Below are 14595 nucleotides of genomic sequence, written 5' to 3' on the forward strand. Positions count from 1 at the left end.
GGTCGGTTGACGGCGGCCATGAAAAGCTCCCCGCTGGCGGCCACTTAGCCCCCCACTCGCGGCCACGGGTTTCCCCGAGTATGGCCGGATAGCTCCCCGTTCGTTCCGATCCGGGCCCGGATGAGGAAGATCGTCCGGGTGAAGAACAGCAGGGAGATCATGGAGATCCTTGAGGCGTATGACCTCACGGGCAGTTACCGTGCTGCGGCGGAGCTGGCCGGGTGCGATCACCACACGGTGGCGCGCTATGTGAAGATGCGGGCCGCCGGGCAGAACCCGGAGGGACGCCGGCATCGCGAGCGGCCGATTGATGCGTTCCTGCCGAAGATCGAAGAGCTTGTGGTCCGCTCGAACGGCAAGATCCGGGCTGACGTGGTCCACAAGCGGATCGTCGCGATGGGCTTCACCGGCGGGGAACGCACCACCCGCCGCACCGTCGCCGAGGCCAAGGCCCAGTTCAAGGCCGGGCAGCGGCGGGTCTATCGGCCCTGGATCACCGAGCCGGGGCTGTGGCTGCAGTGGGACTGGGGCACCGGTCCGGTGATCGGCGGGCGGCCGACCACGTTGTGGTGCGCCTGGCTGGCGTGGTCGCGGTTCCGGGTGGTGATCCCGGTCTGGGACAAGACGCTGCCGACCGTGGTGGCCTGCTTGGACACCACGTTGCGGCGGATCGGCGGGGTTCCGGCCTATGCGCTGACCGATAACGAGAAGACCGTCACCACCGACCACATCGCCGGGATCGCGGTCCGCAACCCTGAGATCGTGGAGGTCGCCCGACACTATGGGATGACGATCAAGACCTGTGTCCCGGCCGATCCCGAGTCCAAGGGCGGCAGCGAGGCCACGGTCCGGATCGCCAAGGCCGACCTGGTCCCCACCCAGGTGAATCTGCGCGAGGAGTTCCGCACCTTCGGCGAGTTGGAGGCGGCCTGCCGCCGGTTCTGCGACGAGGTCAATGCCCGCGTCCACCGCGAGACCCGGCGCCGTCCGGCCGACCGGCTCGCCGAGGAGCAGGCCCGCCTTCATCTGCTGCCCAAGCAGCCGTTCACCGTCGCGTTCGGCACGACCCGGCGGGTGAACTGGAACGCGACCATCTCGGTCGAAGGCGTGCGCTACTCGGTCCCGCACGAGCTGATCGACACCAGGGTCTGGGCCAGGTTCCACGGCGACGAGCTCATCGTCACCGCGATCGGCCCCGACGGCGGCGCCGGCGAGGTCGCCCGCCATCGTCGCGGGAAGCCCGGCGCGCCGATCATCGACCAGGCGCACTACCCGCCGCGCGAGGACAAGGACGGCGACCGCACCCCCAAGGCGACCTCGCCGGAGGAGGCCGCGTTCCTGATGCTCGGGCCCGGGGCAGCGTCCTGGCTGGTCGAGGCCGCCAACACCGGCGTCCGCCGGATGAAGGCCAAGATGGCCGAAGCGGTCACCTTGGCCAAGCTCTACTCGACCGCCCGGGTCGACCGGGCGCTGGGGACCGCGGCGATCACCGGCCGGTTCGCCGAGGCCGACCTGCTGTCGATCCTGGACTACCAGGTCGGACGCGAGGCCGCCGAGCCGAGCCGGGCCTCTGAGTCCCACAGCTTGCAGCCCGGCACCTCCGCCTGGGCCTCCTTCGGCCGGGCAGCCGACGAGTCCGCTGCCGGCACCTCCACTGACACCGACATGACTCTTGAGGACAACGCCTGATGGCCACCCCGCTGCGCTTCGTTCCCGGCTCCAACGGCGACCCGCTCGCCGAGGCCATCGAGCTGACCAAGCGCCTCAAACTCCCGCACATGCGCCGCGCCCTGGCCGACCTGATCCCCACCGCCAAAGCCCAGCGCTGGGACCCGGCCGAGGTCGTCCGCGTCCTGCTCGCCGAAGAAGCCGCCGGCCGCGATCGCGCCAACCTGCACACCCGCCGCAAACGCGCCGGGTTCCCCGCGGGCAAGACCTTCGGCGACTGGGACGAGACCTCCTCCTCGATCCCGCGCCCGACGCAGGACGCGCTCAAGAGCCTGGAATGGGTCCGCCGCCGCGAGAATCTGTGCATCTGCGGCCCGTCCGGAACCGGGAAGAGCCACTTCAGCGAGGCCCTCGGCCAGACCGCCGTCGAAGCCGGGATGACCGTGACCTGGTTCAACATCGAGGACCTCGGCGCTCTGGTCCGCCGTCACCGCGCCGACGACTCCATCGCCCGCGCCCTGACCCGCATCATCCGCTCCGACCTGACCATCATCGACGACATCGGCCTGCTACCGGTCTCACCAGATGCCGCCGAGGGCTTCTATCGCCTGGTCGACGCCGCCTACGAACGCCGCGCCCTGGCCGTCAGCTCCAACCTGCACCCGTCGGGCTTCGACGAGATCATGCCCAAGACCCTGGCCACCGCCACGGTCGACCGGCTCATGCACCACGCCCACATCGTCGTCACCCAGGGTGATAGCTACCGGCTCGCCCAAGCCACCTCCGGTCAGGGGGTGAAGCCCTTCACCTGACCAGACCACCATCCACAGCGGGGCAATATCTGGCCGCCGTTGGGGACCGCTAAATGGCCACGAGCGTTCCAACTATCTGGCCGTCAGCGGGGACGAACAACTGGCCGTTGACATCGGTCGAGTAGAAGGTCTCGCACATCTGGTCGCCCTGCGAGTCGGGGTCCTTGCAGTAGAAGGTAACGACCACAGCGTCGGCAACGTCCGGGGATTGCACCATGTTGCACCTCCAGTGAGTCGGTCACATCCGACACTCACCGTCGACGACAACACGCGTCAACGCGCTCCTGCCTCCGCGCGAGAGCGACTTGCAGGATCTGCATATCCCCTTGACCCGGGAGCAGCTACCTGACGCCGCAGCGCGTGGCGAACTGGCGCAGATCGGGCGTGATTCGTCCCGTCGTCAACAGGCCGCTGACCAGCGTGCGGATCGCTGGGCGGGCATGTGTCTCTTCAGGCGCGACCCGCTCTGCGGCAAGCAAAGCCTCCAGGCATCCCGACCGGTTCCCCCGCAGCGCGTGGGCGGTAGCCACGTCCCCGTAGAACCGGCTGCGCCGCTCCACCGTCGGCAGCGCACGGGGGTCGATCCGGCGGGCAACAGCCAGCGCAGCCACAGGATCACCAGAAGCGTTGTTCCCCGAGATCAGGTGAGAATCCACCATCCAGGTCCCAAACCCAGTGCCGTGGCTCAGCACGATTCCCCGATCATCCAACGTAGCGGCGATCGAATTTGCCTCTGTCGTGAGTTCACGCATTCCACGTCGATCGTGCATCTTGGCCGCCGTGTAGGCCGCCGACATGATCAACAATCCGCGTTGGGCCTTAAACCGAGGGTCAGGACCGCGCAGCCGGGGGTCGGCCGCGGCCGACAACGCGATCTGCGTCGCCTTGTCGTGCCACCCGGCCTTACGAGTGAGGACTGCCAAGTTCCGCGCCGCCTCCACCGGCAGGATCGGGTCCGCCGCCCCTTCCGCGGTTCGACGGGCTCGATCGGCCGCGACCAGGCCCAGATCCGTACGGTCCAGCTTGACCAGCATACGGGTCGCCAACGTGTAAACCTCTGCGAGCAATGCCACGTCAGCCGGATCCTCCGAGCTCGCCAGCTCAGCGCTCCCCGCGATCAGCCGAGGCAGCTCGACAGCAAGCCGCTCATACCGACACGCCTGAAAACCGCGTCTGGCGCGTGCCAGAGCCCGCGCCGCCTCGGACCGGGTACTAAAGCTGACCGATGGCGTCGACCCCAGCAACGCATCACGCAGGTTGCCCACCAACAGCTCACCAGGCGCCGAACCAAGCTCCTTCGCGCCGGCAACACCCGCCAAACCACCGGGCGCCGCCGACGCCGCAGCCGCCACCGCGAAACTCCGTAGAAGCTGCCGTCGCCGCACTGGGTCATCATCCTTCGCTGCCGAGTCGCCGGTAGGAGCGAGTCCAAGGTCTTCGTACGGTATTCGCAAGACATCCGCCACCGCGCGCAAATCCTCGACATCGGTGAGTCGCTGGGCACCGGTCTCCCACCGCGAAACCGTAGAAGGCGACCTATGCAACACCTCCGCAAGTCTCGCCTGACTCCAACCACGTGCAACCCGGGCGGTCTTGATGGCCTCGCCAAGGAGAACGGCACTATCTGAGCCCACTACGGCCTCCACTACCGCTGACCTCTCAAGATCGCCAAGCGAAGAAGCCCCGGGTGCAGGCTGATCCGCGCCCGTGACAGCAACAACGGTCACACGCCCAAGGCATAATGGCGAGGGCCAATCGGGTCATACGAGGCTTACCTGTGTGGCTGGACCAACGATGACTGTTTCTGCTCTGGTAATGGAAGAGCCTGGCGTGCCTTCAAACGCTCCGATCGGCTCGCCGACACCGTTGGTTAGTTGAGCGCAGTCGTGGCTGAGCGTCTTCCGCCATGTGCACTGCCGCTACGAACGCAGATCTAAGCGCTTCCATGCCTTCCCCGCACAGGTGTCGCGCCCATCGACCCCCGCTGATTCACGTCTAAGACGGCGTATTAGGAGATACGGCCGATTCGACAGGTTCACGGATGTAAGGCGCCAATCGCGTCTGTGGCGAAGCCACGCGACCGCCGAAAGCTGAACCATCACACAGCGACCTGCAGCCGGAGGGGTCCCGAAAACGAACTGAGTGGGGGGGCTTCACGCCGATATCGTGCTTGATGTGTCCTCTGAGCTTGTGCCAGTCCACGTGGGGGCCCTCGCGCCCTCCGAGAGGTTCCCCACCGGGCCCTCGGGAGGGGATTTCCCCGGCAGTCCCTACGCCTCGTCCGCGCCACCGATTTCCAGCCCGCCGGAGCCGAGACCACCGGAGCCCCTGACCTTTGCCAGTCTAGAGGTCAACTGGGCAGAGCACGATCTTGAGCCGCGCTGGTTGGGGCGCGAGACCAGCGACTGCGCGGCGGCATTTGACCCAAGCATCTCCCACGGGCGGGGAGCCGACGAGCAGAATCGCTTCCTTGATGGGGCCCGCCAGCGCGGCGAGGTCGCCCTGATGGTCGCCACGATCGGCGTCCCGACCGATTCGCTCGGCCGCCCGACCGTACGGGGACACGGTACCGGCCTCAACCAGTCGATCCACGTCAGCGGCATCGAAACCAGCATCACGAGTACCAAGCTGCCCATCGGCAGTGAACCGCGCCTCGTCGCCGACCTTCCTGAGGCGGAACGTGATCTCGGAAAGCGGCTGTTGTCCAGGCCCCCCGAAGGGTGGTGGGGGCTCCGATTGGCCGGCGCGACACTGCAGCCAGGAGCCGGCGGCCCTGCCGTCACGCACGAACCCGAGGGCACGCTGGTGCCGATCCTGGTCGATGGGCTGGGCGTGCCGGTGGTGGCGGTGTGGGTGTCGCCGGAGGAGGACCAGCGGGTCTACGCCGTCCCTTATGGGACGGACCCGGATACGGTCCTGGCGTGGCTCGTCTCGCAGGCGCTTTCCGAATACGTCCCGGGGGCGCTTCGACGGGTCCGGTCCCCGTGGCTTACCGATCCGAGTCTGCAGACCACGGCTGAGTCGCAGGCGCGCTCTGCGCTCGATGAGCTGAAGGCCCGGTACGCCGCCGACCTCGCGAGGCTCCAGGGCGAGTTGGACGCGGCGACAGCCGAGGCCGAGCCAATCCGGTACGGGCTGCTGTACGGAACGGGAGCCACGTTGGAGAAGGCCACCGCCAACGTGCTGCGTGCGGCGGGGTTCAACGTGACCGACCTCGACGAGGAGCTGGGCAGGACGGCATCGGCTGACCTGCTGGTGACGTACGGAACAGAACGACGGATGATCGAGGTCAAGGCCGCCTCAGGGAGCGCGAGCGAGAAGGTCGCGGACTCCCTGGAACGCCACCTGTCGACGTGGCCCGAGCTTCGCCCGGCCGAGCCGATCAACGGGCCGGGTGTGCTGGTGGTGAACCACCAGCACAGGCTTCATCCCGATGAGCGGACCGCCGAGGTGTTCACCCGGCCGGAATTCGTCCGAGCCCTAAGGGTCGTGGTGTTGAGCAGCCGACAGCTGTTCGACTGGTGGGCCACAGCGGACTGGGAGGCGATCCGGGCCGCCGTGCTCGGGCAGACCGCCCCGCCCTCCGCAGCCAACCCTGCGACGGCAGGCCCAACGGGGCGGCGCTGGCTGTTCAGAAAGTAGCGCGGGATTGCCGACCTCCTGGTGCGGCTCGGCTGAGCCGCTCCACAGCCTCGCCCTTCGGCAAGCACCGCACATCAACTGCCACGCGCCGCGCGAAGGCTTCATCGGCCGACGCGCTGACCTGCGGGTTGAGAAAACAGGTCCAAACATCGGCCGGTGATCTTGTTCGCAACTAACTCTGCGGCTTCGGTGGGTCTCCCGATCGGTACGGCATTGCAACTCCAGCTTCGCGCAGGCTCAACATGGCATCTAAGAACATCCTTCGGGATGCCCTTGGATGGGTGTTTCCTGTCGGCGTGGGTCGGTACCGCCGGCGCCCTCACTGATGATCTATGACCTCGGACAGTTTAGAGATCAGGTTCGTCGCACCGGCGGTGAGGAGCCGTTCGGCGGGCGTCAGGGCGGTGTAGCCGAGTACGTCCATGCCCGCTGCGCGAGCGGCCAGGACCCCGTTGGGGCTGTCCTCGAGGACCAGGCAATCGCGGGGATCGACGCCGAACGACGCTGCGGCGTGAAGGAAGAGATCGGGCGCGGGTTTGCCCACGCCACCGATGTCCTGGGCGCTGAAAACAGCCTCGGGGCGAAAGTGGGCGCGCAGGCCGGTCCGGTCGAGGGCGAGGTCGATCCAGGCGCGGTCGGAGGAAGAGGCCAGGCAGTAGGGGATGCCGCATCGGCGCAGTTCGTCGAGCAGGTCGGCAGCCCCGGGGCTGGCGGTAAGCCCCTGCCGGAAGGCGGCGAAGACGCGCTCGTGGTAGCGGGCGGTGAAGTCCTCGGGCAAGCGGCCGCCGTAACGGTCCGCGATCACCCTGTGGACGTTGCGCGCGGCGTTGCCGAGGAAGTAGTGGAAAGACTCCTCCAGCGTCGTCGGATAGCCCAGCTCGGTCAGGTAGCCGGCCAGCACCCGGTGCGCGATGGGCTCGCTGTCAACGAGTACCCCGTCGTTGTCAAAGATCATCAATTTCTGGGACATGCGTAAGCTCCAGGTCGCTTGCCGTGTGGTTAGCGAGGACGCACCGGTAGTGCGTCGTCAGCCGTCCTGTGTCGTCCAGGATGTGGAACGCGAATGCAGGCGGCTGGTCGAGGTGGACGAGGTCCTGTGGGTGGGAGCGCTGTTCCCATGGAAGGCGGAGCGTGGAGACCACTCCTGGCGCCACAAGCAGCGGTCGTCCGGCGAAGGTGGTCGCCGCCGCTGTGTGGGCGTGCCCGCACAGGAAGGCCGTGAGGTTGGGATGGTGGTCGGAGAGGGCCGCGAGGCGTTCAGTACGGAACTGGCGGATGCCGTCGATGAAGGGCTCGTGCAGCAGGGCCGGTGGGTGGTGGAATCCGACGAGGACGGGTGTTGTCTCCGGCGCCTCGGCCAGCACCTGCGCCAGCCAGGCCAGTGTCTCCTCCTGCAAGAGTCCCTCGTCCTTGCCTGGTATCGAGGAGTCGCAGAGCGCGATAACGGCGTCGCCCGCACGGCGCACCTGGTTGACCGGCGCCGTCGAGCTTGGCTGCCGGAGCAGGATTTCCCGGAAAGCGGCACGGTCGTCGTGGTTGCCGGGGCAGATCATGACCGGATGCCTCGAGGCGAACAGCTCGCGGGCCAGCTCGTACTCCTCTGGCCGGGCGTGATCGGCGACGTCCCCGGTGATCAGGACGGCGTCCAGGTCGTAGGGGAGGTGCTCGAGGTAGGCCATGACGGCCCGGGTGCGCTCGGTGCTGCGCTCACCGGTGTCGAGGTGAACGTCGCTGACATGGGCGATCACGATCAACGCTGCGGTCCCTTCGTTTGGGGAGATGCCGGATCATGAGACTAGGAGGCAACCGGACCAGAAATAAGATCCAGTCTCATGACACGTTCTTGGTCCAGTTTCGGCCTCGACCTTCATCTCGACCTCCAGGTCACCGCCAAGCGGCGGTCGGGTCTGGAGTCCGCCCTGCGCGCGGCGATACAGGACGGACGCCTGCCCGCTGGAACGCTCCTGCCGTCCACCCGGGGACTGGCCCGCGACCTCGGCCTCTCACGGGGCACCGTTACGGCCGCCTATGGCCAGTTGGTCGAGGAGGGGTTCCTGGCCACCCGCCCGGGGTCGGGCACCACCGTGGTAGGGCTGGCTTCGCGCGCTCTGGCGACCGAGCCGTCCCCGCCGGCCCCGCCGTGTCTCCGCCACGACCTACGGCCCGGACTCCCCGACGTCAGCGCCTTTCCCACCAGTGCCTGGCTCGCCGCAACCCGCCGGGTGCTGACCGGCGCCCGCCCGGAGATCTTCGCGGCCGGTGATCCCCAGGGTCGGATCGAGCTTCGTCAGGCGCTCGCCGACTATCTTGGCCGCACCCGCGGCGTCGTCGCCGCGCCTGATCGGATCGTGATCACTTCCGGCTACCACCAGGGCGTGATCCTGCTCAGCGGCGTGCTGGCCGCTGGAGGCGTGACAAGCGCTGCCGTGGAAGACCCTGGCCACAACGTCTTCCGGCAGGCCGTCCAGCGTGGCGGGGTCGCTACTACGCCTCTGCCGGTCGACCAGCAGGGCGCCCGAGTCGACATGGTGCCGCCGGGCACCGGGGCGGTGTTCCTTACTCCCTCGCATCAGTACCCGACCGGCGTGCCGCTCCACGCCGGCCGCCGCCAGGCCGTGTGCGCGTGGGCCCGATCCACCGGCGGCGTGGTCGTCGAGGACGACTACGACGGCGAGTACCGCTACGACCGCCAGCCCATCGGAGCCTTGCAGGGGATCGCTCCAGAAAACGTCGTCTACTGCGGAACGGCCTCCAAGACGCTCGGCCCAGCCCTACGCCTGGCGTGGATGGTCCTACCGCCGCACCTCGTGCGCAAGGTCGTGCAGGCCAAGCAGGACGCCGACCGGTTCACCGAAACCCTCAGCCAGCTGGTTTTGGCCGACCTCATCGCTGGCTACGCCTACGACCGCCACATCCGCGCCGCTCGCCTGCGCTACCGACGCCGCCGCACCCTTCTGCTCGACCGTGTCGCCGCCGTCCCCGGCCTCGCTGTCCACGGAGTCCCTGCCGGGCTACACAGTCTGCTCACCCTCTCCGCCATCGGGCCGACCGAGGCCGAAGTCCTGGATCGGTGTGCGGCGCATGGCCTGGGGATCCGCGGCCTTACCGAGCTCCACCATGACCCCGACGGCCGCCCCCAAGGACTCCTGGTCGGCTTCGCCGCCCCATCGGAACGCGGCTACCCGGCAGCCTTGGACGCCTTGTTCGCCGTCCTACGCTCCGCCTAATCCTGAGAGGGGCTCGTCGGCAGCGCGACCCTCAGCACGGCGGCGGTGCCGGCGGCCGCAGCAGGGTCGGCAGAAGAACTTGAATTCATCGATGGTTAGCGGCCACCTCGTGCAGTCCAGCGAAGTGCAAGACAACGCCGGGTCGTCGAAGCGGCGTAGGCGGTCTGTGCGGCGTAGTCGAGGAGGAAAGTCGAGGTGTTCCCGGCTGATCTTCTCGGTGCCGTCCTCCATGGCCAGGATCGCCGCTCCGCGGATGAACTGGGACAGGATGCCATCATTCCGCCGCTCTGCTGGTAGAGGTGTTCGGCGATCGCCGCCAGGATCCCGGGCGTGTGCTGCCGAAGTCGTAGCGTGCTCTCCGAGGTGGAGACCAGAGCACGCCAGACCTCACGCCGGTCGGCGGTGCCGTAGGCGAACGCGTTGGTCGGGACGATGGTGAACCGTCAGGCAGCCGCTTGGCGTAGACCCAATCAGTTCATTACAGCAACTAACATGGGTGCATGCGCCGCACCCGCTTCGACACCTGGCACTGCTCGATCGCTCGCACCGTCGATCTCGCTGGCGACTGGTGGACTCCCCTGGTCATGCGCGAGGCGTTCTACGGAGCTCGCCGTTTCGAGGAGTTCCAGCAGCGGCTCGGCCTAAGCCGCAACGTCCTCACTCAGCGCCTCGACCGCCTCGTCGGGGAGGACATGCTCGACCGCGTCCCCTACCAGGAGCGCCCGGTCCGGCACGAGTACCGGCTGACGGAGAAGGGCCGCGACTTCTTCACGGTGCTCGCCGCGATGATCCGCTGGGGAGACCACTGGCTCTCCAGTCCCGACGGGCCGCCCATCGAGCTGCACGACCGCGCGACGGGCCGGCCGATCGACATCGAGGTGGTCGACGCGGGAACGGGCCGCCCGATCGACATTCGCCAGATCGTCGCGGCGCCCGGCCCGGGATTGCCCGACGACCTCGCGGAACTGCTTCGCGAAAGGATGAAGCCCGACCCTGCCCAGGGAGAGGCCGAACCCGGCGAATGAAGTCCTGCGCGGTCGAAACTCTGGGTCAGGCGATCGCCGTACCACGGACCGGCCAGTCGCCAGACGCGCGTCGCGTCAGCGATATAGCCGCTGCCCGGCGCGTTGTCCGTCGTCCACTGCCCAGCGTGCCCACCGTCACAGAACATGCGGATCATTGTGCACGTGCCGACCACGCCATCCCACCACTCCTGAGCGGGCCGCGGAAAGCGGACGGCGAGCCCTGGGGAGGCGGAGTCTCCGGGCCGGTCTGAAAACTGATCGGGGCTCCGCACTGCGGACATGCCGTGTCGACGCGGACGTCCAGATAGGGGCGGCGCTGATGCCGAAGGAGTCCCACCCACATCCGCCCCACCAGCGGCGGTCGTCATACCCATCCAGCAGAGTCACCGTGAACGCCATGGGCGCCAAGGACTGGTGCAGACGGCAGAACGAGTACGCGTCCACGAGATCGATGACGATGATGGGCCGGCACCTGCTGCGGATCACCCGCACAGGTACCGGTTCGGGAGTGACCTGGCCGCGGCCCAGATAGCGATCGTGCTCGACAAGCTTCCCCCGCACCTGATCACGAAGAAAAGACACCGGGTCGGTGATTGGGCCGCGGCCGTCAAAGCCGAGTTCGCCAGCACACCGGCCGACAGTTCCTGGCTGAACCGCGTAGAGGCCCAGTTCACCGACTGCGCTACTTCGCTTGGAGCCGGGCCGTGCGCCGCTGGATCTCTTCCTCGCTCGCGCCAGCAAAGGCCAGGATGTCGGGCAGCCGGAAGATGCGACCTGCGCCGCTCCAGTTGCCGTCGGTGATCTCGTCGACGATCACCCAGACGCGGAAGCCGTCCTCAGGGGCCGGATCCAGGCCGTTCTGCTCGGCGCGCAGTACCTGATCGGTCACCTCCGCGACCAGGCCCGCCTTGGCGTCGTCGTCGAGCGTCGCCTGCGGCACTCCGACCACGACCCGATAGCGGGGCTGCTGTGCGGGCCGTCCGGCCACCGTGACCAGCGCGGGCTCGTGCAGGAACGTCCAGGCGATCGACTCGGCCGCCTTGTTCCCCGGCTTCGCTCCCTCCCATTTCAGGAGGGTGCGAGTGAGCGTCTGCATGAGCTCGGCCTTGGCGTCATCCGAGAGCACACCGTGCGGAAGTGTGAGGTCGATCATCGGCACGTCTGGACCCCTAACCGGTAAGTTCACTAACGCTACCAACTCTAGGCGGGTCAGTTCAGTGAAGCAACTAACGCGGGGCATGTGCCGGTTGTTGGGGTGCGCCGTGCGGATGCTGATCAGCCGGTTGGAGGACATCTTGAACCGCCTGCCGCACCTCGGCCGACATCCGGAGGCCTCGGCTCTGGACGCGTGAGTGCCGGGATATATCCGCTTCCCACGCGCACCGGCCCCGACCGAGATCGAAGTTGGCCGGTCGAGGCGGATGCCGAGTACACGGCCCATACTGGTTGACGACGGCTTGAGACCGCTTGGTGCGCGGAGTCGCTCCACTAGGGCATGGGTGTGGCTCTTTGCAGGGACCTATTCATCCAGCTCAGCAGGCCTCTCTCGAACCCCGGCGAACTGCGCTGGCGGCGTTGAGAAGGTGTCGGATGCTGATCGATCCGCATCTGCTCGCCGTGTTCACGGCGACGACCTTTGTCGCCTGGTCACTCCCGGTCCCGACATGCTGTTCGTGCTCGGGTGTGGCGTGCGGGGCGGCGCCCGTGCTGGACTGCTGGCCAACGGTCGGTGTGATCATGGGTGACGCGTTGTACATCGCCGCGGCCGCAGCTGGGCTCGCCGTGCTGCTGACGGCGTTTCCCGTCGTGTTCACGGCGCTTCGGATCGTCGGTGCCCACGTACCTGATCTACCTGGGTGTTCAGATGATCCGCAACCGCTACAACGGCGAGAGCGACGATCCGGTCGCCGGTGGGATGTCGGGTCGGCACGCCTTCCTCAACGGTGTGGTCTCCTCCCTGGCCAACCCCGCGGACGTTCACCTTCATGGTTGCCTTCCTTCCCCAGTTCATCGATCCAGGGGCAGGGCCCGTCTGGCTGCAGTTCGCCGTCCTGGGCGGCATCCTGATCGTCCTTGAGTTCGTGGCGGATGGAACGGTCGGCGTCCTGGCCGGACGGATCGGCGTCTGGCTGCGCGCACGCCAAGCGGCGCGGCGCCGGATCGACGCCGCGGCTGGGAGCGTGTTCGTCGGCCTGGGCATCAGGCTCGCGGCCGAGCGCTGAGGGGGTGACTAGTTGGGTATTGGCCCGAACGCGGTAAGGCTCTGAGCCGGGCTGTTGTGACCTGGGCTGTTTGATCGCGGGATCGGCTTCGACTGTGGGTGCAGCCGCGCGAGGCGGTGGTGGCAAAGCTCATCGTGGCAGGAGGAGTCGGCGCGACGGTTGGCCGAGTCGCGGTAGCCGATCGCCAAGCTTCGCGAGCAACTCGCCGAGGTGGCCGAACGTCTGGAGGCCGAGGAGGACCGGGTCTCCCGGCTGGAGATCACCTGGGGACCAGGGGGGAGATCGATCTCGGGTCCGGTCGGCGGGCTCTGCTGTTGCACCTGGACCGGTGGGTGAGGGCGAGGTCGAACGCAGGAGGCTGAGCCCGAGCAGCCGGTCGCAGTGGTGCGCCCGCGGTGTGGTCCCGGTGCCGCCATGGGAACCGGATCCGACGCCGTCGGCGTTGCCGCGTGCGTATGGCGACGTGCTGGAGGTGCTGGCCAGTGCCGGCAGGCCGATGCGGGCGGGCTTCGATGGCGGTGGCGGGTCGCTTGGGCGGCCCAAAGCGACCCGCCCGACAAACGCCCCGGCCGCTGGGCCAAGAGGGCACCGGCAAGGCCACGGGACAGATCCTCACCTGACCGAACGCATGATCTATAACAACCTTAGTGTCATGAGTTGATTGCGGTGGGTGTGTTGCAGTGTTGTCGTGGGAAGCAGCACATGACAACGCTCATGCTTCGCCAGGACGAGGGGCCCACGTTTGGCGTGCCCCGGCGCCCGAGGTCACCAGGGCCAGGGTGGAAAGGGGACGCCCGATGGGCGTGATGGAACAGATCCTGCGGTTACTCGGCCTCAGCGGCCCCCAGCCCGCCGATGTTCTGGTTTCCAGCCGACCGCCGGCCGCCACAATGCAGCGGGAGGAGCAGCGGGAGCTGGCGGACGCGATGCGGCGCCTGCCCGGCCGCTTCGAGGATCGGCTGCCCGCGCTGGCGCTGCAGCGCATCACGAGCGCCGCCGCCAGCGGACAGTGGGAGAAGGCGATCGATCTGCTGGTCATGGCCTTGTACATGAGAGACGCACCGGTCAATGCGACAGAACGCGCCGAACTGCGCAGCGCCCTGAGTGCGCTGGCCCTACCGACCCGCCGCATCGACAGGCTGCCCCCACGCTGAACTCGGACCCGGGAGACCGCTTACACGGCCCGCCCGGCGCCCGAGCGACCACGTGTGTGGCCCATACCCACGGCTATCGTGACCACCACGCCGCCGTCATCACCCGCCTCCCCGATCGATCGGGGCTCAGCCGTCGCCTCGCCCCCTCGTACCGCCCGGGCCGCGCGGCGGTCAAAGGCCACACACCTCGGCCAGAGGCCTTGTGTGTCCCCGCACCTGCGTCCGTTGCGCCCAGGGCCGCGCTAGCTCGGGGGACACCGCCAAGACGGTCAGCTGGGGGGAGGGGCGGTACCAGGTGGTGCCGTCCCACCAGTACCCGCCGGCGCGATACAGCAGCGCGGTGGGTTCCTCCGACATAAGCACGGTCCACCGGGAGACGTCTTGGTCGCGGTAGAGCACGACCGACCAGCCGTGCTCGGTGTGGTGGCGGACTACCCCGGCCAGGTCCATGCGCTCGGGACCGGTGGCGAAGGCACCCCATCCGCCGTCCTGGCAGCTGTCATGGCGCCCGCATGCCGTCCTTGTGGCGGCCGATCTTTTCTCGATCTGCTCGCCGTCGTCGACCGGGATGTGGGAGTGCCCGACGAACGGCAGGTCGGGGATGGGGTGCCGGTGCGCAGGCCGTTGGCGACCGCGTCAAGCTCCAACTGCCGCTTGCGTCCCCGTCACCCCAAATCCACACCCCTTCACGTACCAGAAGTGTTGCGAGAAGAATTGGAACCCACCCTGCGCGACGCGCCTTGGTCATGGCAACACCCCACGGGGTCAGGTGTTGCGATCACCTTTAGAACCCAAGTTCGAATCAGGGGCCTGTTCTCGTTCGTCGAATCACGTAGCGGGGCGTC

Annotated in this window: 13 protein-coding genes and 2 pseudogenes; 7 read left to right on the forward strand and 8 right to left on the reverse strand. The window is 67.8% G+C overall.

All coding sequences use genetic code 11. The annotated features are described in order from the left end of the window. Nucleotides 1-138: 138 nt before the first annotated feature. Both istA and istB read left to right on the forward strand, forming a co-directional pair. Nucleotides 139-1689: an IS21 family transposase gene (istA, locus tag ACH34S_RS24620; protein ID WP_395955495.1), complete on the forward strand. Its 1551-nt coding sequence runs from the start codon at nucleotides 139-141 to the stop codon at nucleotides 1687-1689. Next, nucleotides 1689-2480 carry an IS21-like element helper ATPase IstB gene (istB, locus tag ACH34S_RS24625; protein ID WP_395955142.1) on the forward strand — a complete coding sequence of 264 codons (792 nt, stop codon included), beginning with the start codon at nucleotides 1689-1691 and terminating at the stop codon, nucleotides 2478-2480. The genes istA and istB overlap by 1 nt, the downstream gene beginning before the upstream one ends. 49 nt (nucleotides 2481-2529) lie before the next feature. Here istB and ACH34S_RS24630 read toward each other — a convergent pair whose 3' ends face one another. From ACH34S_RS24630 to ACH34S_RS24640, 3 genes and pseudogenes are all read right to left on the reverse strand, one after another. Beyond that, nucleotides 2530-2667, reverse strand: a complete 138-nt coding sequence (locus ACH34S_RS24630) for a hypothetical protein (RefSeq protein ID WP_395955143.1) — start codon at nucleotides 2665-2667, stop codon at nucleotides 2530-2532. Nucleotides 2668-2821: 154 nt separating this feature from the next. Beyond that, nucleotides 2822-3832, reverse strand: coding sequence for a hypothetical protein (locus ACH34S_RS24635; RefSeq protein WP_395955509.1), 1011 nt, complete (start codon nucleotides 3830-3832; stop codon nucleotides 2822-2824). A gap of 90 nt (nucleotides 3833-3922) precedes the next feature. Next, nucleotides 3923-4207 (reverse strand): annotated as a pseudogene (locus tag ACH34S_RS24640) (multiprotein-bridging factor 1 family protein); the annotation flags it as partial. Nucleotides 4208-4865: 658 nt separating this feature from the next. Here ACH34S_RS24640 and ACH34S_RS24645 point away from each other — a divergent pair. Continuing rightward, on the forward strand, nucleotides 4866-6122 hold the full coding sequence (locus ACH34S_RS24645; protein WP_395955144.1) for a hypothetical protein: 1257 nt from the start codon (nucleotides 4866-4868) through the stop codon (nucleotides 6120-6122). Between the two features lie 319 nt (nucleotides 6123-6441). Here ACH34S_RS24645 and ACH34S_RS24650 read toward each other — a convergent pair whose 3' ends face one another. Further along, on the reverse strand, nucleotides 6442-7092 hold the full coding sequence (locus ACH34S_RS24650; protein WP_395955145.1) for an HAD family hydrolase: 651 nt from the start codon (nucleotides 7090-7092) through the stop codon (nucleotides 6442-6444). Next, on the reverse strand, nucleotides 7067-7870 hold the full coding sequence (locus ACH34S_RS24655) for a metallophosphoesterase (protein ID WP_395955496.1): 804 nt from the start codon (nucleotides 7868-7870) through the stop codon (nucleotides 7067-7069). Before ACH34S_RS24655 ends, ACH34S_RS24650 begins: the two co-directional genes overlap by 26 nt. Nucleotides 7871-7954: 84 nt before the next feature. On the opposite strand from ACH34S_RS24655, the gene ACH34S_RS24660 reads away from it, so the two are divergent. Both ACH34S_RS24660 and ACH34S_RS24665 read left to right on the forward strand, forming a co-directional pair. Further along, nucleotides 7955-9349 (forward strand): PLP-dependent aminotransferase family protein, encoded by a 1395-nt coding sequence (locus ACH34S_RS24660; RefSeq protein ID WP_395955146.1) that lies wholly within the window; start codon nucleotides 7955-7957, stop codon nucleotides 9347-9349. Between the two features lie 500 nt (nucleotides 9350-9849). Further along, the gene (locus ACH34S_RS24665) at nucleotides 9850-10374 is read left to right on the forward strand and encodes a winged helix-turn-helix transcriptional regulator (protein ID WP_395955147.1); all 525 of its coding nucleotides are present in this window, start codon (nucleotides 9850-9852) and stop codon (nucleotides 10372-10374) included. A gap of 95 nt (nucleotides 10375-10469) precedes the next feature. Here the strand turns inward: ACH34S_RS24665 and ACH34S_RS24670 are convergent. The 3 genes and pseudogenes from ACH34S_RS24670 to ACH34S_RS24680 form a co-directional block, all read right to left on the reverse strand. After that, a pseudogene (locus ACH34S_RS24670) lies at nucleotides 10470-10748 on the reverse strand (hypothetical protein); the annotation flags it as partial. Between the two features lie 308 nt (nucleotides 10749-11056). Beyond that, the gene (locus ACH34S_RS24675; RefSeq protein ID WP_395955148.1) at nucleotides 11057-11533 is read right to left on the reverse strand and encodes a 4-oxalocrotonate tautomerase family protein; all 477 of its coding nucleotides are present in this window, start codon (nucleotides 11531-11533) and stop codon (nucleotides 11057-11059) included. A gap of 651 nt (nucleotides 11534-12184) precedes the next feature. After that, on the reverse strand, nucleotides 12185-12361 hold the full coding sequence (locus ACH34S_RS24680; RefSeq protein WP_395955150.1) for a hypothetical protein: 177 nt from the start codon (nucleotides 12359-12361) through the stop codon (nucleotides 12185-12187). Here ACH34S_RS24680 and ACH34S_RS24685 point away from each other — a divergent pair. Beyond that, nucleotides 12360-12596 (forward strand): LysE family transporter, encoded by a 237-nt coding sequence (locus ACH34S_RS24685; RefSeq protein WP_395955151.1) that lies wholly within the window; start codon nucleotides 12360-12362, stop codon nucleotides 12594-12596. The genes ACH34S_RS24680 and ACH34S_RS24685 overlap by 2 nt on opposite strands. Nucleotides 12597-13393: 797 nt before the next feature. Next, the gene (locus tag ACH34S_RS24690; RefSeq protein WP_395955152.1) at nucleotides 13394-13750 is read left to right on the forward strand and encodes a hypothetical protein; all 357 of its coding nucleotides are present in this window, start codon (nucleotides 13394-13396) and stop codon (nucleotides 13748-13750) included. Nucleotides 13751-14595: the final 845 nt, after the last annotated feature.

It is taken from the genome of Actinomadura sp. 3N508 (assembly GCF_044326375.1).
GTDB lineage: Bacteria > Actinomycetota > Actinomycetes > Streptosporangiales > Streptosporangiaceae > Spirillospora.

Bases quoted from the DNA above. Each gene is read 5' to 3' on its own strand.
- istB (WP_395955142.1), top strand. From the start codon at position 1,689: ATGGCCACCCCGCTGCGCTTCGTTCCCGGCTCCAACGGCGACCCGCTC.
- ACH34S_RS24650 (WP_395955145.1), bottom strand. From the start codon at position 7,092: ATGTCCCAGAAATTGATGATCTTTGACAACGACGGGGTACTCGTTGAC.
- ACH34S_RS24660 (WP_395955146.1), top strand. From the start codon at position 7,955: ATGACACGTTCTTGGTCCAGTTTCGGCCTCGACCTTCATCTCGACCTC.
- ACH34S_RS24665 (WP_395955147.1), top strand. From the start codon at position 9,850: ATGCGCCGCACCCGCTTCGACACCTGGCACTGCTCGATCGCTCGCACC.
- ACH34S_RS24685 (WP_395955151.1), top strand. From the start codon at position 12,360: ATGGTTGCCTTCCTTCCCCAGTTCATCGATCCAGGGGCAGGGCCCGTC.
- ACH34S_RS24680 (WP_395955150.1), bottom strand. From the start codon at position 12,361: ATGAAGGTGAACGTCCGCGGGGTTGGCCAGGGAGGAGACCACACCGTT.
- ACH34S_RS24690 (WP_395955152.1), top strand. From the start codon at position 13,394: ATGGGCGTGATGGAACAGATCCTGCGGTTACTCGGCCTCAGCGGCCCC.